Raw genomic sequence first — 19729 nt, 5'->3', positions numbered from 1 at the left:
ACGCACGGGACGTGCGGGACGTCTGGGACGACAGTTCCGCGCTACGCATGAAAGCAGCATCACTGCATTCATCCGCCGACCCGCACCCTTCTCGCACATCACACGCGCGCCCGCGCAGCGTCGTCCCAGACGTCCCGCACGTCCCACACCGCACCGCAAGCCCATGATTTCGCTGATCATCCCCCGGACCCCTTGTTCCGTCGCGTCGTCCCTGACCTGTGCCCCGGACGTCCCGGACGTCCCGTAATTCGACGGAAGCGGGGTGCGGGGCATCACAACAGCGCATCGGACTGCCGACCTGCCTGACGCAATGCCATGCTGTTCTGGTGGGTCTCGAACCGGCTGCGGAAAGGCTCCAGCAGACCGATGCCGTCATAGTAGGCATCTGACGACTTGCGCCTGCTGAAGGTCTGCCCTGTCACCGGACTTCGCCATTTGCCCTGCTTTGCGGTCAGCGAATTGTAGATCGTGCGTGGCTTCCACGCGCCGCGCCCAGTCTCATCGAGCCAGTATGCGAAAGCCTCTTGCAGATCCTTGGCGCGCATCGAATGCGACGGATCCCCCGTCACCGCGCAGATCTGTACGAGGAAGGTGGCAAGCGGGTCGCTGTCCTCGCGATACTCGGCCGTCGCGGCGCGCACCTGATCCGGGATTTGCAGACCATGGGCGAGATACTCCCGCAGACCATCTACCAGCCAGTTGAATATGCCGTCCCGCTCTTCCCAGAGCTTCCGACCCAGATCCGGGTCACGTTCTTCAGCCGGGATCTGAACTTCAAACGGTATCAGCATGACACGGCGCCAGATTCCGTCATCGCCACCCCTGATCTCTGGGCGATGGTTCCCGGACATGGTGAGCTTGAAGAACGGATAGACGGTGATGAAGTTCTCGTTCAGTGACCGCACCATGATCGGTTCGCCGCCCGTGAGTTCCTTGATCAGACCCTCTTGCAGCTGTTGCCCCTGATCCGGCTCTGACGTCCGCACGAAGCGCGCGCCGATCAAGGGCACAAGGTCCGGAGTGGCATCGCCACCGCCGCGCCGGCTACGGCCCGTGATGCTCTCGATCTTGGCCGAGGCAGCATAATCACCGAAGATCTTCGCCATCAGATCGACCAGCACCGATTTGCCATTGGCACCGGACCCATAGAAGAAGGCGAACACCTGCTCTGCGGTCAGCCCGGTCATCGAATAACCGAACCAGCGCTGAAGGAAGGCCCTCATCTCTTTCGATGGCTGGATCCGCGCAAGGAATTCCAGAAACCGGGGGCAACCCGCCTTCGGGTCCAGATTGACCGGCATCATCTTCGTCAGCAGCTGGTCGCGGTGGTGGTCGAACCGCTCGACAGTCACCTTCGGCGGCGGCTCGAACTGACCGCCATCATCCTCGCCGGGCTCTGTCCGAAACCGCAGCACCCCGCCCTGCGTGTTGATCACCAGCGGATCGCGATCGAGATCATCGAGCGGCCGGGCAATCATCGCCCCGGCCTCACTGATCATGTTGTTGATCGTGTTGCTGTTGCCGGCGTTCTTCGCATGGGTCAGGCGCCGCCCGATCGACTTGTCGCGCCGATCCTTGATGTCCTTTGCCGCCTGGACGAGCTTTTGCAGGCGGATTGCCTCCATGATCTGATCATCGGTGCGGTCGGACCTCGGGATCACGCCCAACTCGTCCAGAACGGACTGTGCTTCCTCGGCTTCGGACAGGATCTCCATCTCCGACTCCGGAAGGGTCATATACTCGATCTCGGCCTCGATCAGCTCCGTCATGCCATGCGCACGGCGGCGCACCGCGATCTCGTCCGGATCGGGCTCAAACCGGCATTGCGCCCAGACAAACCATCCGACGCGCGGCACATGCACCAGATCCTCCCCGTGATGGATGATGTAGCGCTCGCCATTGCCTCGATCATTCAAGGCCAGCTCTGCACAGCGGGCGACGGGCGGGAGGTCCGGAGTGTCATCTTCAGGGGGTGCGGGGTCGCGGGGCGGCACGGCATCATCCTGTTCCGCCTCCGGCGCCACCAGCCCTTCCGGCATGTCCACATCCTCGGCCGAGGCCATGATCTGGCGCACCTTGTCGAGATTATCCGTCACTGCCTGCCTCCCGGATCGCGGCCTCGAGGGCGCGCAGATCCTGTTCGTAGTGCCCGGCCCAGGGACCGGGTTCGCCTTTGACCTTCGACCCGCGCGACCAGAGACTGCGGTAAAACCGCAGCTTCCGGGGCAGATCGGCTATCGGGATGCGCTCCGACCATCCGGCCTTGCACATCAGGGCCGTGCCGGTTTCTCGGCACAGCGTGATTTCGAGGGGCGCCGTCACGGCACCGGGCCGGATACCTTCGGCCCTTCCATCAGCACATCATTGAGATCCACGCCGGCGGGGCACGGCACCACCTGGCCGCGCAGGCCGGGGCGCAGCGCCATAGCGCGGCGGATACCGGACAGCAGCTGGGCACGCGTCAGGCGCGGTTCGGAATCGCCGTCCTGGACGAAGATCAGCCGTTCGACGCCAGCGGGCGGCACGAAGGCCTCGGTATCGCCCAGATCGGGCAGCCCGGCGTATTTCATGCCCTGCCCCAGCTGACGCTGGCCCGCCATATTGCCGAGGCTCACCCCGGCCCAATAGGAGGCACCCGGCGGTTCATCGGCCAGCAGCGCGGTCAGCGTCGTCTCGATCCCCTCGCCCATGATCAGCACCCGGCCCGGCGGCGTCAGCCGAAGCGAACCGCCCTTGACCGACCCCAGCGACTTCTTGACCTTCAGCCGATCACCGGAAACCGGGTGCAGTATCTCGGGTTTGCCCTTCGGCCGGGACGTGTCGAACCAGGTGCGATGCACACCGATGAACCGCCCGTCCGGCCCCTGAATGGCGGCCAGCATCGCCGGGCCCCGATGCGCCTCGACCCATTTCCGATCGACCTGCACCATATAGCCGAGCGAGGGGTGAAACCGCAGGCACACCGGCAAGCGCGGGAATCGCGCGCGCGGGATGCCCCGCAGCGCGAGATAATCATGCACCGGGCTATCCTGCGCCGGCTGCCCCTGTTCCCAGATCTCGCGCGCCTCGCGCCGGGCCTGTTCCCGCGCGGCGGCGGCTTTGGCATCGTTCCGTGCCTTGTTCTCGGCCGCCTGCCGCTCGCGCTGGCGGCGTTCCTCGGGGCTGACGCCTTCCACCGATCCGCACAGCCATTCCAGTGCGGCCGGGAAAGACGTGCCCATCACGAACATAACCAGATCGACATTGCCGCCCTTGCCACCGCATCGGCGACACTGGAACACCCGCTTCTGGGTGTTGATCCCGAACCGATCGGTGCCGCCGCAACGCGGGCATGGCCCGATCATCTCGCGCCCGGCGCGTTGCAGGCCCTGTATGGCCAGCCGGTTGGCGACCTCGGCCATATCCATGGCCGCTGCCTCGGCCGGGCGTGGATCATCGCGGGTCATGCCATATCGCCCAAAAAGGTCCGGCCTGCCTCGGTGATGTCATAAACCGTCAACCGGCCAAATTTGGCATTGCTGGCAGAGACCAGCCCGCGCTTGACCAATTGCCCTCGGACAGATGGGCTGATCCCGGCATAGCGATCCCACTCATCCGAGGTCAGCGGCACAAATGTTTCGCGGTTACGCCGCCAGAAACAGGTCAGCGCCTCGCGGGTGGAATTGGCGGTCATAGCCATCAGACACCCCCCGCATAAATATGCACCGGCACATTGTGATCGAGCGCCCAGGTGACATCCCGCGCCACCATGGGGCAGCGCTGCCAGCCGCGGATATCCGGCACCACAATGACGCCGCAGGCGTTCAGGTAGGGCGCCGACCAGCTCGCCCAGAACTCCACATCCAGCGGATTGACCGCTGCCTCTTTCACCGTCGGGGCGGCATGCATGGCCTCAGCCCGCAGCACCGTTGGGCAGATCGCGCTGACCCGCGCGCAGATCAGCCGCAGCACCTCGCGCGCGGCCAGCGTCGACATCATGGTCGAGCGGTCGATCTGCCATTTGCGGCGCTGCCCGGCATGTGCATCATAGGGTGCCGCCACATAGGCGATGCCACTGCAATGCCGCGCCACCTGCGCCGGGTCGGACCCGACCCGCACAAGGGCCGAGGCCGATCCTTGCGGCGCCATCACGCGCCGCCAATCCACCGGATGATTGCCTGCCATACCTTGCCTCGCGCTCTGTCGTCGCTTAGGCCGCAGCCGGCGCCACGACCTCTGCCATGGCGCGCAGCACCAGCAACAGATCGGCTTGCCCGTCGATCGTCACGCGATCACGGTCATCCCGGATCACGGCGGTCAGGGCGCGAAACCGGCCGACCACCGCAGCCGAATCCAGCCCCAGATCCAGCGCCACCTGCCCCGCCTTGGTGCCAGAGGTCAGTTGCTCGACCATCGCCAGATCGGTGGCGGCATCGAAACCGCCACGGCCGGACAAGCGCGCGACATGGGCCGCAATCTCACGCTGTCGGTCAGCCCCGATCCCCGCGCCGCCAGCCACCGGCGCGGGGATCGGGGCTGACCGACGGGCTACCCCTTCGGCGATCGCACCAACCGGCGCGGCCTCCACCGCCACCGGCACTTCCACGGCCGCATCGGCACCGAGGGTATCGGCAACCGAAGCCTGTTCGGCCACGGGGGCGGGCTGGGCCGCCTTGAATTCTTCTGTTTTGCCGGCGGCGCCCTTGGGCGGGTTCGCCAGCCCATGCAGATACAGAGCCACCGTCTGCGACCGGCGCCCGAGGCGCTTGGCGATCTCTTTCCGCGAAACGCCCTGGGCGTCGAGCCGCTGAATCTCGGCTCGCTCTTGATCACTCAGCGGACCCGTCACCGGCCCGGGCCTCGGCCCTGTCCTTTCCAGATCACCCACGCTGGCACCGGGATCCCCTCCCCCGGTGCCAGCGCTGTCCGCCGCAACAGCGGACACAGGCGGCGTCTCGGGCGCCGCCGGGATGTCATCGCCGCTGTCACGCGCGGCACACGCGGGGGGACTCTCCACGAGACTATGCCGTTGCAGATCCCCCGACCCGCCCAGCATCTCAGCGGCCGCCACGTCGGCGGCCTGATCGGTTTCGCGCTCGACCAGTACGAATTCGGGCGGAGGATCGAACCTCCGGAAATGGCCCGGCATGGCGTAATGCGTGGTGATGATCACCACCTCGCCCGGCGTCATGTCGATGGTGGTCTCGGCCTCGCCCTGATTGACCGGCAGACCGGACAGGATGCTGACTCCCTTATGGATAATGGCAAAGGCCTGTTGCAGCTCGACAAGCTCAGCCAGCGAAAGCGCACTCAAATTCATTTGAATCCCCCATTCGGTTCGATCAGCGCCTGCGCGGCGTCCACCGCATCGGCCAGGTGACGGAGTTGCGCGCCCATGCCGGGCGCCAGAAAGTCGTTCCAAAGGACAGCGGGTCCAACCAGTGGCCCCGGCTCACCCCGGTGCCAGATCAGCTGCGCCGCGCCCTCGGCCAGCAGCACGGTGGCGGTGCAATCGCCGACCGGAAGGTCACGCCGACAGGTCACTGTCACCAGTTGCGCCGCAATGCTGCCGATCGGCCGAAAGCCCATCACCCTCTCTCCCCGCCGAAGCGCTGGCCCGAGGGGAACACCCCGAACCAGCGCGCCGGGACAACAGAGAGAAACCGGGAAAGCGCCCGGCGCGCATCCGCCCGACCCGGGCGAATGGGAATGAAAAAGGGTGCGGCGGCATCGCGCCGCACCAGTCGCTCACCATGCGGACAGGCAATGTGAGCAGGCAACGAAGGGCGTGGCGTCATGGCACCACCCCGAACAGCTGGGCTGCGACAAACCGCGCCGCAGGCATCAGCACATTCATGGCGGCAGTCGCAACAGTCGCGGCCAGCATGAGCCAGATCGCCCAGCCGGGTTCGCGCTCTACCTCGGAGACGACGACAGCGGGCTGATCCTCCAGCGCCTCGATCGCCTGCGCCCACAACCGCAAATCAGAGGCGCGGACGCCCAGTTCCAGCACCTGATCCGGCTGGATCAGCGCCGCCGTCACCCGCATCCTCTGCGCCAACTCAAGGCGCGTCCGGCAGGGCCGCGCGAACGTGATGGTGGCCCGGCTCATTTCCCGAATTCCTCAGGCCACATGTCGATCGCATCCAGAACCTTGTCGCCGGTCGGGCAGCTGAAACCATCGAACCAGTTGCACGCGGTCTGATACGTCACGCCGAACATGACTGCGCAGGCCTCGCGCGTGCCGCAGCGCCGCGCGACCAGATCGGCCCACCAGACGATCCGTTCATGCCGGGTGATCACCGGCGCCACGCTCACCCGACGCATGGCCGATGCCGACCGGCGCCGGTCAAATCCCTTGGTTTGGGACATTTGACCCCGGCGCGGGGCATGATCGGCAGGTGCGATTTTACGGAGTGGGGACGATGACATCAGGCACAAACCTCATGCAGATTGCCGAAAACAGGCCTCTCTTGATTGAATACTTTCGGCACGGCGCTCAGCCCTCCCGACGGAAGGCCGGAGGGATAAACTCCCAGAGCTCCAGCCCGACACGGCCGATCTCTGGCCCGAGCGATGACAATGGCCTAACGGGATATGATCTGCGCGGCGGGGTTCCACAGTTTGTGCAAGCGCATTCGCTGGCGTGCTGCCCGGCCAGAACCTCTGCCAGATCAAGCTGCGATTGCGCCGAAACCAGCAGACGCAAAACCGATCCATCTTCCATTGAGAATGACAGGATGGCCATGCCGCAGTCTCCGCAGACCACGGTCAGGCCACGCCAGCACGCTGGAACCGGGAGGGGAAAAGCAGATGGCTGAGGCATCAGGCAACATCCTCAGCATCATCGATGTAATCACCTTCAAAACTGATCAACAGCGCGAACCGCTGATTGCCATCACACACGCTATATTTGACGCTGCAGGTACCACCTCCGGATGATTCCCGGGCGATTTCACAAGCTTCCTTCACCATTTTTGGGAGAGACCCTGCCATGATTTCCGTTTCAGACATCGTTAAGATCCTCGATCAGATTCCGGTCTGGAAAACTCTCAAAGCCCTGCCCGGCCGCATCGAGGCGCTTGAACGGCGCGTCGCGGAACTGGAAGGCGCAAAGCTGTTGCCCGGCAAACTGCCCGGCGAACCTTGCCCCGCCTGCGGCATGCCCGGCCTCAGACGGACCAGCAGCAAGGTATCCTCCGGTCCGTTTGGCGTTCTCGGCGCCAGGGATGAAGAATGGACCTGCGAGAGCTGCGGCGAGATCGATCACCGTGACAACGTCCGGTGACGGGAAATGCGCCAGTTCATGAACTACTTCCCCGAGATCTGGGGTTGGACGGCTGCGGTCGTCTCGACCGTCTCCGCAGGCACATCCGGTTACTATGCTTGGCGGGCGCATGCCCGAAAACGCCCGATCTGCGAAGTGACTGTCGCTGCCGATACACCATGGGCTGGCTGGTCCAGCATCAGGATCGAGATAACCAATCCGGCCCCCGCCCGTGTGGCGATCAACCGTATTTCGATCCCTTTGTATGAACGTGGCAGGCTGGTTGACCCCGCCGACCTCAAGACCCCGCGAGATACGACCATACGCAATGATTGGCTTCATATCGTCCGCACATCCACGGAGAACGTATTCCCGGACCACCCACCCGAAATTGCCGGCGCACGCAGCCTTCAGCTGGATCCGGGCATCCCGGTCGAGGCCAATGCCGCCAAACGGCAGACGATCACCGTTCTTGCCCCTCCCGGAAAGAATGGCGTCAGCGGCCTGCCCGGTTGCTTTGCCATCACCTTTCGATGGTTCGACAAACGAAACAGCCCGAAAAGCGTGAAGGCGAAGACGTGAACCGTGCGCGCGCCACTTCGAGAGAGGGATCACCGCTACCAGAAGCGGTCGAGCACAAGCATGACCACCGCGATGGAAAGAAGGACCACCGCCACCAGAAACGGGATGGCGATCACGACATCCGAGGCCCCCGCCGCATTTGCAATAGCGCTTACGGTGCTGAAGGCACTGGCGAGGGCGGAAAGGATAGCTCCTTTGACGGGAAGATCCTCTGGCAAACACATCTTGAGCCTCAGGGGTTGGGGGTTGGCACTGCATCAGGCGACATCCTTTTCGGGGTCTTCCGCGACGGGGGGCGGGTTCTCGGCCATGTAGGCATAGATGCGGTCGCCCACGGCGTAGGTCGGGCTGGAGGTGCCAGCCTTCCATGCCTCCCAGACGCCCCAGCCCGCACCGTAAGCGGCGCGCAGCACCGCCTGCGGTTTGCGGCCAACGGCCAACGCATAGGCTTCGATATCACGGATGAGCTGTTCCATAGGCCCATTAATGGGATTGTTTTCTCATCTCGTCAAGAGACAACATTCCCATTTATACCCGCGCGATGCGCGGGATAATGATCCCATGAATAGTGAAGAGCCTGATAAGTTCGTTGAGGGGTTGCGTCGATACTTCGACGAAAACCCAGAAGTGAAGCCCGCAACGGTCGGCGTTCGCGCGGGCCTGAGCCAATGGGCCATCGCAAAGATGCTCAGCGGTGCGACCAAGTCACCGAAGCATCAAACCGCTGAAAAGATTGCCAAAGCCATAGGCATGTCGGTCGAAGAGGTTGCCGGGCACTCATTCGATGCCGCTGACCTATCGATGGAAGTCACCAGCACACCACTAATCGACGTCTGGAACGTGGCCGCCAGTGCGGGCAACGGGATGATCGCGCCAGACCATGAAATTGTGACCGAGCGCCTCGCCTTCCCGCCGGACTTTCTGGCTCGCCTGACCAAGACCAACCCGCGCCATCTGGCGATCATCGGCGTCAAGGGCGACAGCATGTCCCCCACTCTGAACGACGACGACATCGTGATGCTGGACACCAGCAAGTGCAATCTCGACTGGGATGGCATCTTCGTGCTGCGCTTCGGCGATGCACTGCATGTCAAGCGGATCGCGCGCGGCCGGGGCGATACCATCCAGATCATATCCGACAATCAGAATTACCGAGCGCAGGAACTCCCCCGCGACGAAGTGCACCCCGTTGGGCGAGTAATATGGTTCGGAAAAAAAGTCTAACGGCTGATCCAGTTTACAAGGGAGACGAATATGACAAAAAAACTCACATTTCTGAGTTTTACAGTGATTAGCGCGGGCCTTCTGGCGGCCTGCATGCCCGTTCTGAAAACAAAGGAGCGCTTCACTCCGACAAACGCGCAGGTAGCGGAGGCTCAGACCCAGACTGCGTATAACATGAAAGATCCGTCATCGGCACAGTTCCGCAATCTGCGGGGCATTCGAGGCAAGACGAGCAAGGGTCAGTCCATGTCTTATATTTGCGGCGAGATCAACGGCAAGAATTCATTCGGTGGCTATGTGGGCTTTACACCCTTCATCTATGATCTGGAAACCAAGGCCGCGCGCATTGCTATTCGCGACATGAACGGCATCAACATCTTTGATCTGGCAGATATAAACAGCCGGTGCTGATGCTCACATGGCTGCGGGAGTTATTCACCGCAGCCAAAAAGACCGCCTACCGAAATAAGGAACCTTGCCGATGGTACCTGGTGAGACGGAATATCCCCGGCTAGGCAGCTACTGCTACTCGATACTGAACAAAGGCTAAAATGACGCTGACTGAGTTTATTGTGGTTTTGGCTATTGCTCTCTACGCGATGGTGGGCGGGGCATTTATCAATGCTGCAATCACCACCCCAGTGAGATGTTTGCAGGTACTCAACTGGATGTGGCCCGAGGTTATTTCAACGTTTCTGCTTACCGGCGCCGGATTCATTGCAGCAGGAGCTGGCATGGCAGCCATGAACTTCGAAATCGGTATTGGTATATTTGCGGTAGGATCGGCTCATTTGTCTTTATTCATCTTGTTTCTATATGCTCGCAGGATCGCGAGAGCGGCACTTGCCCCAGATGAGCAAGAAGGACAACGATAGCGACAATTGCAATTGCTTTAACGGCGCTCCGCATTCGATTATCCAGAGCTCTTCACACTGAAGCAGGAATGCGACCGCAACCGACCTTCGGTTACCGGATACCATATCTGCACCACTTCTCCCGCTTCGTTCACTTCTGCCATCATCTCCCGTCTCCCTCCAGCCACTTTCCGCTCAGATCGTGGCTAGGCTGAACACCGGATGCGGAAACATCGCGCCCATCTGCGTCCACCAGCCGCAACCCGCATGCCGCCGCCGCGCGCACCAGGCTGTCCCGCGTCAGCAGCGGGTGCGCCTCGATATCCAGCCCATCTAGAGACAGCCCGATTTCTGCGATCACAAACGCGTCAGCCACCAGCGGCCTGATGGTCACACTAAACACCCCCTGCAATTCCTTTCCGTCATGCGTCAGCACCTTGGTGCCATATGCGATGACGGGCCGGCCATCCGCCGACGGTGGCGTCACGATCCGCACCCGATTCCAGTCCTTATACTTATCGGTCATTTCTTTCCTCCAGCGCCCGCCCCCTTGGCGGCCATTTTCGTCCGGCGGCACCCTGCCGCAGGGTGATTCTGGCATAGGCCGCCAATGGGCTCAAGATTGAAATGGGATTACTTTCTCACCAATGCTTGACATGGGATTTAATTCCCACCATCTTGCCTTCATCCAACGATGGAGGCCCTAATGCCCGACGAACCCGACGATCAGATCGCTGCCGCCTGCACCACAGCGCAGGTGTCTGACGCCGACACCCGCTTCAACCTGATGCAGGCGCTTTGTTCGCGCGCCGTATTCGGTTCGGTATCCGATATCCCCGAGGTCACGGAGCCGGTCACCGTCGCCGAAGCCAACGACTTCGCCACCACCCATCTGGGCGTGGTGAATGTCCGCCAACTGCATTCACTGCGCGATCTGTGCTGGCTGCGCCTGATCGCCGCCCGGACGCCGGAACAGCGGCTCAGCCTCGAACGCCTGATCAATGCCTTCGGCGTGGCCATCGGCATGACGCGCCATGAAGAGGCGGCACGCATCATCCAGAACAACTGTGCCGCCCGTGAGACCAGCCGCCGACAGGCGGAGAAAGATCGCGCTTTGGACCGCTGGCGCGGGTTCGGGGTGGCGGTGAGTGCCTCCGCCCGCACCTGACCTTTCTCTCTTCCACCTTGCCTTGCAACCCGATGGAGGCCCCCCGTGACCATTATCCCCTATCCTTCCACCCACCACGGCCGGACGCCGCTCTTGCAGCGCGATGCCATGGCGATCTGCGCCGCGCCCGGTGATCATGCCCATCGGCCCAGCCTGTACGCGATGGCATGGCTCACCCTGAAATCCGCCCGTGGTCAGATCGTGCATCAGCACCGCCTGCGGGCCAGTCACATGATCGACCACAGCGCCGGGGGCGAGGCGGCATGATGGACGGCCGGTTTCCCCGTAATCCTCCGCGGGCCGAGGTGGTGCCCCTGCGCCCCGGCCTGTCCCGCCTGACGCTCGCCTGGGCGAACGCCTGCCGCGATGATCCGCAGGTAGCCGCGCTCGCCGTGACCTGCGGCGCCCTGCGCCCGGTACATGCGCGTGGCGACAACTGGGTGCTGGAGGGGCTGACCTCGGGCGGCAGTGTCGTGCATGCCTGCATCACGGCTGACGATCACCTGTCGATCTTCCGGCACGGCCCCGACGGCGATCCGGTTGCCCTGCGCCTGCCGCTGACCGATGCGCTGCCGGAGGCATCGTGATGCAGGCCCATCATCATGCCGCCGTTGTGCTGGCGGTGCTGACCTTCGCGGCGGGCATGCTCACCCTCGCAACCGGCCTGCCCCAACCCGCCCCGCGCACCTGCATCAGCTCGGGGTGGTGAAATGGCCGATACGCCCACGACGCCCGAGACCGAGCTGACCGATTACCGCGAGACCCTGCTGGCCATCGCACGGCACACGCCCACCTGTTCGCCTGAATCGGACGAGGCCTTCAGCCAGCAAGCTTGGAACGGCCTGTTCCGCGATATGCAACGCCTCGCCCGCGTGACCCTGACCCGTTACGGCCACAAGCCCTGAGTTTCTGGCCCTGACGCCCGGCAAAACGTGCCGGTTCTGCCCCTCTTAGAAATGGATTTGACCATGGCCGAGATTACTTGGGTGGCGCTGTCGCGCCTATACCTCCATCCGCTCAACAGCCGCTCCGAGCCGCCCCCCGCGGAAATCGAATTGCTGTCCGAAAGCATCCGTACTGCCGGGCTGTTGCAAAACCTGATGGGTTATGCCGACCCCGAGGGCGGCTTTGCCGAGGGCAACGATCTGCAATCCCGTCGCATCGGCATCGTCGCCGGCGGGCGCCGCCTGCGCGCGCTTCAGCTGCTGCATGGACCGGGACGCGGCGATGTCGAGGTGCCGGTGCTGATTACCGGCGACGCCGCCACCGCTGCCGAATGGGCAGGCACCGAAAACACCGCCCGCGCCGCGCTGAATCCGGCAGATGAGGTGGTGGCTTATCGCCGGATGCGCGCGCAGGGTGCCAGTCCCACCGCTATCGCCAGCGCCTTTGCGGTGCGCGAACGGCATGTGCTGGGCCGCCTGAAACTGGCGCTGTTGCCGGATGAGGCGCTGGACGCGCTGCGCGCCGGGCAGATCTCGATCGACCAGGCCGAGGCGCTGACTGTTGCCCAAAGCGATGACGCCGTTGCCGCCATGATCCCGCGCATCCTGAAGGCGGTCAACGGATGGAACACCATGCGCCCCGAGCAGATCCGCCGCGAGTTGAACCCCGAGGCGGTGCCGGCGTCCGACCGCCGCGCCCGCTTCGTCGGCCTCGACACCTATGCGGATCGCGGTGGGCGCATCCAGTCCGACCTGTTTTCCGACAGCACCGTGTTGCTGGACCCGGCGTTGCTGGACCTGCTGTTCGCCGAAAAACTCGAATCCGCCCGCGCGGAGATCTGCGCCGAGGGCTGGGCCGAGGTCCATGCGTTTTCCGCCGCCTATCCCGACTACGAGCTGCTCCGCGAACGCTGCGGCGCGCGCCTCGAACGGGTGCCCGTGGCCCTGCCCGAGGCCGATGCCGAGGAACTGGACGAGCTGATGGCCCGCGCCGAGGCAGAGGAACTCGGCCGCGAGGATCTCGCCCGCATGGACGAGTTGACGACGCGGGCCGCGGGCGATTTTGACGACGCCGACCGCACCCGGGCTACGGCCTTTATCCATGTCAGCAATGGCGGCGATGTCATCATGGACGGCGCGTGGCTGCCGCGTGAGGCGAACGAGGGCGAGGCAGGCGGCAGCGAGGCCATCACCGGCAAGGCCGAAGCCATCCCGCAGAACCTCCGCGACGATCTGCGGATCATCCAGACGCTGGCTCTGCAAACCGCCCTCTTGGAAAAACCCGAGCTGGTACTGGATCTTCTGGCCGTCACCCTCACTGCCGATGTCTGGCCATGGTATCGCCCGCTGGCACTCAGCCCGACGGCGCAGACCCTCACCCCGTCCAAGCCTGACGAAACCCATATCGACGCGCGTCTGGCACGGGCCATCCCGACGGATGATCGCACCGGCAAGGCCGATCTGACGATCGGCCTGCTGTCTGATGTTCAGAGCCTGGGCCGCAAGGCGCGCAATGCGGCGATCACCGCCGCCCTTGCCCGTACCATGCACACGGCGGGCAGCGATTTCGGCAAGGCCCTCGCCGCCCGCCTGCGGGTCAACCCGCGCAACGTGTGGCATCCGACGGCCGAGAACTATTTCAAACGCCTGCCGATGGGCATGCTGGATCAGATCCGCGATGAACTGCTGCCGCATATGGCGGACGAGGCGCAAAGGTTCCGCGAGCTGAAGAAAGCTGCCAAGGCGGCGGAACTGCACCGCATCATCCATGACGCGGATTACCGCGAGGCCCTCGGCCTCTCGCGCGACCAGAACGCCGCGATCGACCGCTGGTTGCCACCCGAACTGCGCCTGCCCGATGCCGAAGGCCCGGCCGCGATCGAGGAGGATGCGGCATGAGCTACGATTTCATCCTTCCCGCCCGCATAATGTTCCACATGCAGCGCGTGATCGCCGCGCCGATGGCCTCGACCCGCGTCTACCTGTCCGGCGTGCGGATCGAGCCGATCGCCGCTGGAGGCGCTTTCATGGTCGCCACCGATGGGGTCGCCATGCTGATCCACCGCGCGCGCCATGCGACCGCGACACGGGCTGCGACCATTGCGGTGCAGGAACCGTGGCTGCCCGACGCATATGATGAATGGGGGGAACGGCTGGAAACAAACTGGGCCGCGCAGCATATCCGTATCCCGCCCGAAATATCCGACCATCCGGTCGCTGCCGGAATCGTCTATGGCGGCCGGGAAGAGCCGGTGATGCATGTCATCGCGGAAGAGATCTCTGGGGCATTCCCGGATTGGCGGAAGGCCGTCAGTGCGGATTTCCTTGACCCCTCTTACACGAGTAACAGGGTCCACGCGAGAAAGGGGCATTGGCCCGACTGCTTCGACCCTCGTGTAGTTTCTGAAACCTGTTCTCTCTGGCGCGGGGTGCAGATCTCGCGCCGGGGCGACGGCATGCCATGGCTGATCACCATGGAAGATGACCCCGATACCTTGGCCGTGATTTCTCCCCGGTCCCTGCCCCGACCTGAAACCCCGGTGTTGACCGACATGCTGACCGCCATCGGTCGCGCGGATCTGCTGGAAGGCGGTGCGGTATGAGCTGCTGTGACGACGCCAAGAACCAGCGTCTCTATCGCGCGGTCACCCAGACCGGATATGCCGTCTACTGTGCGAAATGCGGCCGGAACCATCCCGCCACCAGTCAGGAGGTCACCCGCATCCTCGCGGGTGGACAGACCGATGACTGACGACTGGCGCGGCGAACACCTGATCCGGGGCCGCGTGCCCAGCAAGGCCGAGCGGCAGACCGCTGGCATGAGTGCAGTCAGCAGTCTGTCCCACGAGCTGCGTCGCCGCGCCGGCATCCCGGTCGCGGCAAAGCGGGAGCATGACAAGTTCGTCACCCGGGTTTTCCGCGACATCCACCAGATCGAGCGCATGGCGACCGAGGCAGGCATCACCGCGCGACCACAGGAGGGCTGAGAGGTGATCCTGACGCTTACATATCTCTTCATCGCTTCAGGCTGCCATGATGCGGGCATGCCATTCTGGCAGGCGCTGTGCTGGCCGGAAGCCGTTGGCAAGTTGCTGGCCCGTGCGGTTGGGGTGGAACTGAAAGAGCGTGACGTTGATCCACCATATCGCGGCGGGACAAAACAGCCTCGTGCCGCCGCGCCAACGACCCCACCACCACCGAAACCGAAGGGCTGACACATGGGAAGACATGAAACCATCCGCCCGCCATTCACGCCGGAAACCCTTGCAGAAAGGTGGGGCGTAACCGCAAATGCTGTGCGCAAGAAATGCGCGTCCGGCGAGCTGGAGCATTTCCGGTTCGGCAAACTTTACCGCATCCCGGCCCGCGTTGTTGAGGAGATTGAACAGTGCCAGACATCAGCATCGGCAGGCTCAGAGGCGGATACTGTGTCTTCTGGACCGGCACCGATGGCAAGAGAGCCCGGCATCAGCTTAAGGCACGCACCCGAGCGGAAGCGGAAGCCGAGGCCATTGACGTCTATCGGCTGAAGCACTTCGCCCAGGCGCAAACCGGGGCAACGGTGGCAGAGCTTTGGGATGAATACCGGCGCGATCTGGGCGACAAGCCCACCGCCAAGACCATGGGCTACACCGGCAAAGCGGTTCTCACTCACTTCGGCCATTACCGCCCGGACCAGATCACGACCGAGCTTTGCCGCACCTATGCCCGCGCCCGTATGGCAGCAGGAATCTCGCAAGGCGCGGTGCATACCGAGTTGGGACATCTGCGCAGCACAATGACATGGGCAGAGCGAAACCGGATGATCGAGGCCGCGCCGCATATCGAACGGCCAGCCAAGCCGACACCGAAAGAGCGGTTCATCAGGAAAGACGAAGTGGCGCGGCTGATCGACCATGCCGAGGCTCCGCATATCGCACTGGCCATTCACCTGCTGTTCGCAACGGCAGGGCGGGTTTCGGCCGTGCTGCAACTGACCTGGGATCGCGTCGATATGGAACGCGGGGTGATCAACCTGCGGCTGGATGATGCCCGGACGCGGAAAGGCCGCGCCATCGTCCCGATCAACCGGGGCCTGCTGGCGGCGCTTCAGACCGCACGGGATGCTGCCCTCTCAGACCATGTTGTCGAATGGGGCGGCAAGCCGGTTGCCAGCATACGCAAAGGTTTCGAGGCCGCAGTGAAACGCGCCGGCCTCGAAGATGTCACGCTGCACACGATCCGGCATTCGGCCGCCGTCGCCATGGTTTCGTCCGGCATCCCGATCACCCAGGTCGCGCAGTATCTGGGCCATAGCAACACGACCATCACCTATTCGACCTATGGCCGGTTTGCACCGGATCATCTGGCCAATGCAGCGGAAGTGTTGGATTTCGTCAGACTTCGAGCCAGAAAGTAGGTTCAATGAACTCCGGGGCACTTCGCAAAAGCAGAAAAGCCCCGGAATTTTCCGAGGCTTTTCAAGCTATTGATGGTGGGCGATAACGGATTTGAACCGCTGACATCTTCGATGTGAACGAAGCGCTCTACCGCTGAGCTAATCGCCCGATAGGCCGGTGTTTAGCCTCAGTCTTCGGCCTCTGCAACCCCCTCTGTCACATCTTTTTTGTCCGAAGTTTTTCCACCGCCGCGCTTGAGTTTGATCACGATCATCTCGTCACCGGCCGTGCCCTTCTGGCGGCCGATCTTGGCCTTGCCCAGCGGCGGCAGGTTCAGATCCTGCCCCTGCGACAGCGCCTCGCCGATCCGGGCCAGCGCGGCCTCGACGACGCTTTTCACCACCGGCTTCTTCGCGCCCGTCGCGGCGGCAACCTCGGCCACAAGGCGCTGCACTTTCAGCGTCTCACCCGCGGGCCTGGCAGCGGGCGCAGCCGTGGTCACCGCATCGGGCGCGGCAGTTTCGGCGGCCGCCCTGGGTGCTGCCTTTGCCTTCGCGACGGCGGCGGGCTTGCGTGTCGCGGTGCCGGTGCTCTTGGTGCGTTTGGGTGCCGCCTTGGCAGCGTCAGAGGGTTTCGTGGCCATATTTTCCCCATGGACTCGACTTGTGCCGCGACAATAGGGCAGAATTTCTGTTCTGGAAACATGTGGCAGGAACCGTTCGCCACAAGGCAACAATATTGCCAGAAAAAAGGGCGCGGTTTCCCGCGCCCTTTTGGGTTCAGTGGGCAACCTGCCCGGTCTGCGGCCCGGCCTTGGCGGCCGCTGCGGCAGCGGCAGCCTCCTCGGCGGCCTCGTCCCATTCCACCGGCTCGGGTGCACGCACCAGCGCCTGTGCCAGGACCTCGCGCACATGGGTCACGGGAATGATCTTGAGCCCTTCCTTCACATTGTCAGGAATCTCGGCCAGATCCTTCTCGTTCTCCTCGGGAATCAGCACGGTCTTGATGCCGCCCCTGAGCGCCGCCAGCAGTTTCTCCTTCAGACCCCCGATGGCGCTGGCATTGCCGCGCAGCGTCACCTCGCCGGTCATCGCGATGTCCTTGCGGACCGGGATGCCGGTCAGGACCGAGACGATGGCCGTCACCATGGCCAGACCGGCCGAAGGCCCGTCTTTCGGCGTGGCACCGTCAGGAACGTGAACGTGGATGTCGAGCGATTCGAACTTCGGCGGCTTCACCCCGATATCGGGGCTGATCGAGCGCACATAGCTCGACGCCGCGTCGATCGATTCCTTCATCACATCGCCCAGTTTCCCGGTCGTCTTCATCCGGCCCTTGCCCGGCAGCTTCAGTGCCTCGATCTGCAACAGATCGCCGCCCACGCTGGTCCAGGCCAGCCCCGTCACCACGCCCACCTGATCTTCCTTCTCGGCCAGACCATAGCGGAAACGCTGCACGCCCAGATACTCACCCACCTTCTCGGGCGTCACCTCGACGGTTTTCGTCTTCTTCTTGAGAATGTCGGTCACCGCCTTGCGGGCAAGTTTCGCGATCTCGCGCTCAAGATTCCGCACACCCGCCTCACGGGTGTAGTAGCGGATCACGTCGTTCAGCGCCGGATCGGTGATGCTGAACTCGCCCTTCTTCAGACCGTTCGCCTCCACCTGCTTGGGCAGCAGATGCTGGCGCGCGATCTCGCGCTTTTCATCCTCGGTATAGCCGGCCAGAGAAATGATCTCCATCCGGTCCAGCAGCGGCCCCGGCATGTTGTAGCTGTTGGCCGTGGTCAGGAACATCACGTTGGACAGGTCGTATTCCACCTCAAGATAGTGGTCGACGAAGGTCGCGTTCTGTTCCGGGTCCAGCACCTCCAGCATGGCCGACGCCGGATCACCCCGGAAATCCTGGCCCATCTTGTCGATTTCATCGAGCAGGATCAGCGGGTTGGTCGTCTTGGCCTTTTTCAGCGCCTGGATGATCTTGCCGGGCATCGATCCGATATAGGTGCGCCGGTGACCGCGGATTTCCGATTCGTCGCGCACCCCGCCAAGGGAAATGCGGATGAACTCGCGCCCAGTCGCCTTGGCGACCGAACGCCCCAGCGAGGTCTTGCCGACGCCGGGCGGGCCGACGAGGCACAGGATCGGGCCTTTCAGCTTGGTCGAGCGCGCCTGCACCGCCAGATATTCGACGATACGTTCCTTGACCTTCTCAAGCCCGTAGTGGTCGGCATCCAGCACCTTCTGGGCGGCGCCCAGATCCTTCTTGACGCGCGACTTCACGCCCCACGGCACGCCCAGGAGCCAGTCGAGGTAGTTGCGCACCACCGTCGCCTCGGCGCTCATCGGGCTCATGGACTTCAGCTTCTTCAGCTCGCCCTCGGCCTTTTCGCGCGCCTCTTTCGACAGTTCGGTCTTGCGGATGCGTTCTTCCAGCTCGTTCAGCTCGTTCTGGCCGTCCTCGCCGTCACCCAGTTCCTTCTGAATGGCCTTCATCTGCTCATTCAGATAGTACTCGCGCTGCGTGCGCTCCATCTGGCTCTTCACGCGGGACTTGATCTTCTTCTCCACTTGCAGGACCGACATTTCGCCCTGCATGTGGCCATAGACCTTCTCCATCCGCTCACCCACATCGAGCGTTTCCAGAAGCTCCTGCTTCTGGGCGACCGGAACCCCCAGGTGCCCGGCGACAAGGTCAGCCAGACGCGCAGGTTCGCGGGTATCCGAAACGGCGGCCAGCGCCTCTTCGGGGATGTTCTTCTTGATCTTGGCGTAGCGTTCGAATTCCTCGGCCACGGCGCGCAGCAGAGCCTCCACCACGTCGATGTCGCCGGGGGTTTCCTCCAGCGGTGCGATGCGGGCCTCGAAGAACGAGTCGTTCGTCAGGAATTCGGTGATGCGCACCCGCGTCTTGCCCTCGACCAGCACCTTCACGGTGCCATCGGGCAGCTTGAGCAGTTGAAGCACATTCGCCAGCACGCCGGTGCGGTAGATGCCTTCCGCGCTGGGGTCGTCAATTGTCGGGTCCATCTGGCTGGACAGCAGGATCTGGCGGTCTTCGGCCATCACCTCTTCCAGCGCACGCACCGACTTGTCCCGTCCGACGAACAGCGGCACGATCATATGCGGGAACACCACGATGTCGCGCAGCGGCAGGACCGGGAAGCTTTGCGTGTGAATATCGCTCATGCGCGTTTCCTTCCTCTGGCAGGAAGACCCCGGCCCCGACCATCGGCAGCCCTGGCTTCCCCCTCTGGCCTCCATATCTGGGGGGCTGTCATGGAACTGTCAACCGCGGTGCCGGTAACATTGGCCGGATCGGTACCTTTGTGG

General features: G+C 63.4%; 31 protein-coding genes and 1 tRNA gene. 16 read left to right on the top strand and 16 right to left on the bottom strand.

Annotation, left to right across the window (positions count from 1 at the left end):
* Window positions 1-272: 272 nt before the first annotated feature.
* The 10 genes from C8N34_RS22145 to C8N34_RS26045 all read right to left on the bottom strand — a co-directional run bounded on the left by C8N34_RS22145 (window position 273) and on the right by C8N34_RS26045 (window position 6993).
* Window positions 273-2096 carry a DNA primase family protein gene (locus tag C8N34_RS22145; RefSeq protein WP_242013887.1) on the bottom strand — a complete coding sequence of 608 codons (1824 nt, stop codon included), beginning with the start codon at window positions 2094-2096 and terminating at the stop codon, window positions 273-275.
* Window positions 2086-2322, bottom strand: a complete 237-nt coding sequence (locus C8N34_RS22140) for a hypothetical protein (RefSeq protein WP_108130540.1) — start codon at window positions 2320-2322, stop codon at window positions 2086-2088. Before C8N34_RS22140 ends, C8N34_RS22145 begins: the two co-directional genes overlap by 11 nt.
* A complete protein-coding gene (locus C8N34_RS22135) occupies window positions 2319-3446 on the bottom strand; it encodes a DUF7146 domain-containing protein (RefSeq protein ID WP_108130539.1) in 1128 nt (375 codons plus the stop codon). The genes C8N34_RS22140 and C8N34_RS22135 overlap by 4 nt, the downstream gene beginning before the upstream one ends.
* A complete protein-coding gene (locus C8N34_RS22130; RefSeq protein ID WP_108130538.1) occupies window positions 3443-3679 on the bottom strand; it encodes a hypothetical protein in 237 nt (78 codons plus the stop codon). The genes C8N34_RS22135 and C8N34_RS22130 overlap by 4 nt, the downstream gene beginning before the upstream one ends.
* Window positions 3679-4164, bottom strand: coding sequence for a DUF1937 family protein (locus C8N34_RS22125; RefSeq protein WP_108130537.1), 486 nt, complete (start codon window positions 4162-4164; stop codon window positions 3679-3681). Before C8N34_RS22125 ends, C8N34_RS22130 begins: the two co-directional genes overlap by 1 nt.
* 25 nt (window positions 4165-4189) lie before the next feature.
* Entirely contained in the window at window positions 4190-5299 is a 1110-nt protein-coding gene (locus C8N34_RS22120) for a helix-turn-helix domain-containing protein (protein WP_108130536.1), read from the bottom strand.
* A complete protein-coding gene (locus C8N34_RS22115; RefSeq protein WP_108130535.1) occupies window positions 5296-5568 on the bottom strand; it encodes a hypothetical protein in 273 nt (90 codons plus the stop codon). The genes C8N34_RS22120 and C8N34_RS22115 overlap by 4 nt, the downstream gene beginning before the upstream one ends.
* A 205-nt stretch (window positions 5569-5773) precedes the next feature.
* On the bottom strand, window positions 5774-6091 hold the full coding sequence (locus C8N34_RS22110; RefSeq protein ID WP_108130534.1) for a hypothetical protein: 318 nt from the start codon (window positions 6089-6091) through the stop codon (window positions 5774-5776).
* Entirely contained in the window at window positions 6088-6351 is a 264-nt protein-coding gene (locus tag C8N34_RS22105) for a hypothetical protein (protein WP_108130533.1), read from the bottom strand. Before C8N34_RS22105 ends, C8N34_RS22110 begins: the two co-directional genes overlap by 4 nt.
* 453 nt (window positions 6352-6804) lie before the next feature.
* A complete protein-coding gene (locus C8N34_RS26045) occupies window positions 6805-6993 on the bottom strand; it encodes a hypothetical protein (RefSeq protein WP_145693795.1) in 189 nt (62 codons plus the stop codon).
* Here C8N34_RS26045 and C8N34_RS22100 point away from each other — a divergent pair.
* Together C8N34_RS22100 and C8N34_RS22095 are read left to right on the top strand one after the other, a co-directional pair.
* Window positions 6974-7267, top strand: a complete 294-nt coding sequence (locus C8N34_RS22100) for a hypothetical protein (protein WP_108130532.1) — start codon at window positions 6974-6976, stop codon at window positions 7265-7267. The genes C8N34_RS26045 and C8N34_RS22100 overlap by 20 nt on opposite strands.
* A gap of 6 nt (window positions 7268-7273) precedes the next feature.
* Window positions 7274-7828 carry a hypothetical protein gene (locus C8N34_RS22095; RefSeq protein ID WP_108130531.1) on the top strand — a complete coding sequence of 185 codons (555 nt, stop codon included), beginning with the start codon at window positions 7274-7276 and terminating at the stop codon, window positions 7826-7828.
* Between the two features lie 35 nt (window positions 7829-7863).
* Here the strand turns inward: C8N34_RS22095 and C8N34_RS22090 are convergent, their stop codons facing one another.
* Both C8N34_RS22090 and C8N34_RS22085 read right to left on the bottom strand, forming a co-directional pair.
* Window positions 7864-8052, bottom strand: a complete 189-nt coding sequence (locus tag C8N34_RS22090) for a hypothetical protein (protein ID WP_145693793.1) — start codon at window positions 8050-8052, stop codon at window positions 7864-7866.
* A 33-nt stretch (window positions 8053-8085) separates the two neighbouring features.
* Window positions 8086-8304: a hypothetical protein gene (locus C8N34_RS22085; protein ID WP_108130529.1), complete on the bottom strand. Its 219-nt coding sequence runs from the start codon at window positions 8302-8304 to the stop codon at window positions 8086-8088.
* Between the two features lie 85 nt (window positions 8305-8389).
* Between C8N34_RS22085 and C8N34_RS22080 the strand changes: the two genes are divergently transcribed.
* From C8N34_RS22080 to C8N34_RS26035, 3 genes are all read left to right on the top strand, one after another.
* On the top strand, window positions 8390-9052 hold the full coding sequence (locus C8N34_RS22080) for a S24 family peptidase (protein WP_158640783.1): 663 nt from the start codon (window positions 8390-8392) through the stop codon (window positions 9050-9052).
* A gap of 30 nt (window positions 9053-9082) precedes the next feature.
* Complete coding sequence (locus C8N34_RS26040) at window positions 9083-9463, top strand: hypothetical protein (protein WP_145693791.1); 381 nt, start codon at window positions 9083-9085, stop codon at window positions 9461-9463.
* Between the two features lie 140 nt (window positions 9464-9603).
* Window positions 9604-9927: a hypothetical protein gene (locus C8N34_RS26035; protein WP_145693789.1), complete on the top strand. Its 324-nt coding sequence runs from the start codon at window positions 9604-9606 to the stop codon at window positions 9925-9927.
* 142 nt (window positions 9928-10069) lie between these two features.
* On the opposite strand, the gene C8N34_RS22075 is transcribed toward C8N34_RS26035, so the two are convergent.
* Window positions 10070-10432, bottom strand: coding sequence for a hypothetical protein (locus C8N34_RS22075; protein ID WP_108130527.1), 363 nt, complete (start codon window positions 10430-10432; stop codon window positions 10070-10072).
* 180 nt (window positions 10433-10612) lie between these two features.
* Here C8N34_RS22075 and C8N34_RS22070 point away from each other — a divergent pair, with 180 nt between their 5' ends.
* The 11 genes from C8N34_RS22070 (at window position 10613) to C8N34_RS22040 (ending at window position 16417) form a co-directional block, all read left to right on the top strand.
* Window positions 10613-11074 carry a hypothetical protein gene (locus C8N34_RS22070; RefSeq protein ID WP_108130526.1) on the top strand — a complete coding sequence of 154 codons (462 nt, stop codon included), beginning with the start codon at window positions 10613-10615 and terminating at the stop codon, window positions 11072-11074.
* A 45-nt stretch (window positions 11075-11119) separates the two neighbouring features.
* On the top strand, window positions 11120-11341 hold the full coding sequence (locus C8N34_RS26030) for a hypothetical protein (RefSeq protein ID WP_145693786.1): 222 nt from the start codon (window positions 11120-11122) through the stop codon (window positions 11339-11341).
* Complete coding sequence (locus C8N34_RS22065; RefSeq protein ID WP_108130525.1) at window positions 11338-11661, top strand: hypothetical protein; 324 nt, start codon at window positions 11338-11340, stop codon at window positions 11659-11661. The genes C8N34_RS26030 and C8N34_RS22065 overlap by 4 nt, the downstream gene beginning before the upstream one ends.
* A complete protein-coding gene (locus C8N34_RS27195) occupies window positions 11661-11783 on the top strand; it encodes a hypothetical protein (RefSeq protein WP_277878395.1) in 123 nt (40 codons plus the stop codon). The genes C8N34_RS22065 and C8N34_RS27195 overlap by 1 nt, the downstream gene beginning before the upstream one ends.
* Before the next feature lies 1 nt (window position 11784).
* Complete coding sequence (locus C8N34_RS22060; protein WP_108130524.1) at window positions 11785-11979, top strand: hypothetical protein; 195 nt, start codon at window positions 11785-11787, stop codon at window positions 11977-11979.
* A gap of 63 nt (window positions 11980-12042) precedes the next feature.
* The gene (locus C8N34_RS22055; protein ID WP_158640782.1) at window positions 12043-13917 is read left to right on the top strand and encodes a ParB/RepB/Spo0J family partition protein; all 1875 of its coding nucleotides are present in this window, start codon (window positions 12043-12045) and stop codon (window positions 13915-13917) included.
* Entirely contained in the window at window positions 13914-14621 is a 708-nt protein-coding gene (locus tag C8N34_RS22050; protein ID WP_108130522.1) for a hypothetical protein, read from the top strand. Before C8N34_RS22055 ends, C8N34_RS22050 begins: the two co-directional genes overlap by 4 nt.
* Complete coding sequence (locus tag C8N34_RS26480; protein WP_158640781.1) at window positions 14618-14770, top strand: hypothetical protein; 153 nt, start codon at window positions 14618-14620, stop codon at window positions 14768-14770. The genes C8N34_RS22050 and C8N34_RS26480 overlap by 4 nt, the downstream gene beginning before the upstream one ends.
* Window positions 14763-15005 carry a hypothetical protein gene (locus tag C8N34_RS22045; RefSeq protein WP_108130521.1) on the top strand — a complete coding sequence of 81 codons (243 nt, stop codon included), beginning with the start codon at window positions 14763-14765 and terminating at the stop codon, window positions 15003-15005. Before C8N34_RS26480 ends, C8N34_RS22045 begins: the two co-directional genes overlap by 8 nt.
* Before the next feature lie 3 nt (window positions 15006-15008).
* The gene (locus C8N34_RS26025) at window positions 15009-15233 is read left to right on the top strand and encodes a hypothetical protein (RefSeq protein WP_145693781.1); all 225 of its coding nucleotides are present in this window, start codon (window positions 15009-15011) and stop codon (window positions 15231-15233) included.
* A gap of 173 nt (window positions 15234-15406) precedes the next feature.
* Window positions 15407-16417 (top strand): tyrosine-type recombinase/integrase, encoded by a 1011-nt coding sequence (locus C8N34_RS22040; RefSeq protein WP_108130520.1) that lies wholly within the window; start codon window positions 15407-15409, stop codon window positions 16415-16417.
* 73 nt (window positions 16418-16490) lie between these two features.
* Here the strand turns inward: C8N34_RS22040 and C8N34_RS22035 are convergent.
* From C8N34_RS22035 to lon, 3 genes are all read right to left on the bottom strand, one after another.
* Window positions 16491-16565 (bottom strand) — tRNA-Val (locus C8N34_RS22035).
* A 19-nt stretch (window positions 16566-16584) separates the two neighbouring features.
* Window positions 16585-17040, bottom strand: coding sequence for an HU family DNA-binding protein (locus C8N34_RS22030; RefSeq protein ID WP_108130519.1), 456 nt, complete (start codon window positions 17038-17040; stop codon window positions 16585-16587).
* Between the two features lie 136 nt (window positions 17041-17176).
* On the bottom strand, window positions 17177-19585 hold the full coding sequence (gene lon, locus C8N34_RS22025) for an endopeptidase La (protein WP_054303755.1): 2409 nt from the start codon (window positions 19583-19585) through the stop codon (window positions 17177-17179).
* Window positions 19586-19729 lie beyond the last annotated feature (144 nt).

Source organism: Gemmobacter caeni (assembly GCF_003054195.1).
Classification (GTDB): domain Bacteria; phylum Pseudomonadota; class Alphaproteobacteria; order Rhodobacterales; family Rhodobacteraceae; genus Gemmobacter; species Gemmobacter caeni.
This window is presented reverse-complemented; position numbering and strand designations above follow the sequence as displayed.

Bases quoted from the DNA above. Each gene is read 5' to 3' on its own strand.
- C8N34_RS26035 (WP_145693789.1), top strand. From the start codon at position 9,604: ATGACGCTGACTGAGTTTATTGTGGTTTTGGCTATTGCTCTCTACGCG.
- C8N34_RS22045 (WP_108130521.1), top strand. From the start codon at position 14,763: ATGACTGACGACTGGCGCGGCGAACACCTGATCCGGGGCCGCGTGCCC.
- C8N34_RS22075 (WP_108130527.1), bottom strand. From the start codon at position 10,432: ATGACCGATAAGTATAAGGACTGGAATCGGGTGCGGATCGTGACGCCA.
- C8N34_RS22120 (WP_108130536.1), bottom strand. From the start codon at position 5,299: ATGAATTTGAGTGCGCTTTCGCTGGCTGAGCTTGTCGAGCTGCAACAG.
- C8N34_RS22050 (WP_108130522.1), top strand. From the start codon at position 13,914: ATGAGCTACGATTTCATCCTTCCCGCCCGCATAATGTTCCACATGCAG.
- C8N34_RS22095 (WP_108130531.1), top strand. From the start codon at position 7,274: ATGCGCCAGTTCATGAACTACTTCCCCGAGATCTGGGGTTGGACGGCT.
- C8N34_RS22135 (WP_108130539.1), bottom strand. From the start codon at position 3,446: ATGACCCGCGATGATCCACGCCCGGCCGAGGCAGCGGCCATGGATATG.
- C8N34_RS22115 (WP_108130535.1), bottom strand. From the start codon at position 5,568: ATGGGCTTTCGGCCGATCGGCAGCATTGCGGCGCAACTGGTGACAGTG.
- C8N34_RS22085 (WP_108130529.1), bottom strand. From the start codon at position 8,304: ATGGAACAGCTCATCCGTGATATCGAAGCCTATGCGTTGGCCGTTGGC.
- C8N34_RS22100 (WP_108130532.1), top strand. From the start codon at position 6,974: ATGATTTCCGTTTCAGACATCGTTAAGATCCTCGATCAGATTCCGGTC.
- C8N34_RS22130 (WP_108130538.1), bottom strand. From the start codon at position 3,679: ATGGCTATGACCGCCAATTCCACCCGCGAGGCGCTGACCTGTTTCTGG.
- C8N34_RS22030 (WP_108130519.1), bottom strand. From the start codon at position 17,040: ATGGCCACGAAACCCTCTGACGCTGCCAAGGCGGCACCCAAACGCACC.
- C8N34_RS22065 (WP_108130525.1), top strand. From the start codon at position 11,338: ATGATGGACGGCCGGTTTCCCCGTAATCCTCCGCGGGCCGAGGTGGTG.
- C8N34_RS22090 (WP_145693793.1), bottom strand. From the start codon at position 8,052: ATGTGTTTGCCAGAGGATCTTCCCGTCAAAGGAGCTATCCTTTCCGCC.
- lon (WP_054303755.1), bottom strand. From the start codon at position 19,585: ATGAGCGATATTCACACGCAAAGCTTCCCGGTCCTGCCGCTGCGCGAC.
- C8N34_RS26040 (WP_145693791.1), top strand. From the start codon at position 9,083: ATGACAAAAAAACTCACATTTCTGAGTTTTACAGTGATTAGCGCGGGC.
- C8N34_RS26045 (WP_145693795.1), bottom strand. From the start codon at position 6,993: ATGTCTGAAACGGAAATCATGGCAGGGTCTCTCCCAAAAATGGTGAAG.
- C8N34_RS26480 (WP_158640781.1), top strand. From the start codon at position 14,618: ATGAGCTGCTGTGACGACGCCAAGAACCAGCGTCTCTATCGCGCGGTC.
- C8N34_RS22105 (WP_108130533.1), bottom strand. From the start codon at position 6,351: ATGTCCCAAACCAAGGGATTTGACCGGCGCCGGTCGGCATCGGCCATG.
- C8N34_RS22060 (WP_108130524.1), top strand. From the start codon at position 11,785: ATGGCCGATACGCCCACGACGCCCGAGACCGAGCTGACCGATTACCGC.
- C8N34_RS22070 (WP_108130526.1), top strand. From the start codon at position 10,613: ATGCCCGACGAACCCGACGATCAGATCGCTGCCGCCTGCACCACAGCG.
- C8N34_RS22080 (WP_158640783.1), top strand. From the start codon at position 8,390: ATGAATAGTGAAGAGCCTGATAAGTTCGTTGAGGGGTTGCGTCGATAC.
- C8N34_RS22055 (WP_158640782.1), top strand. From the start codon at position 12,043: ATGGCCGAGATTACTTGGGTGGCGCTGTCGCGCCTATACCTCCATCCG.
- C8N34_RS22110 (WP_108130534.1), bottom strand. From the start codon at position 6,091: ATGAGCCGGGCCACCATCACGTTCGCGCGGCCCTGCCGGACGCGCCTT.
- C8N34_RS22125 (WP_108130537.1), bottom strand. From the start codon at position 4,164: ATGGCAGGCAATCATCCGGTGGATTGGCGGCGCGTGATGGCGCCGCAA.
- C8N34_RS27195 (WP_277878395.1), top strand. From the start codon at position 11,661: ATGCAGGCCCATCATCATGCCGCCGTTGTGCTGGCGGTGCTGACCTTC.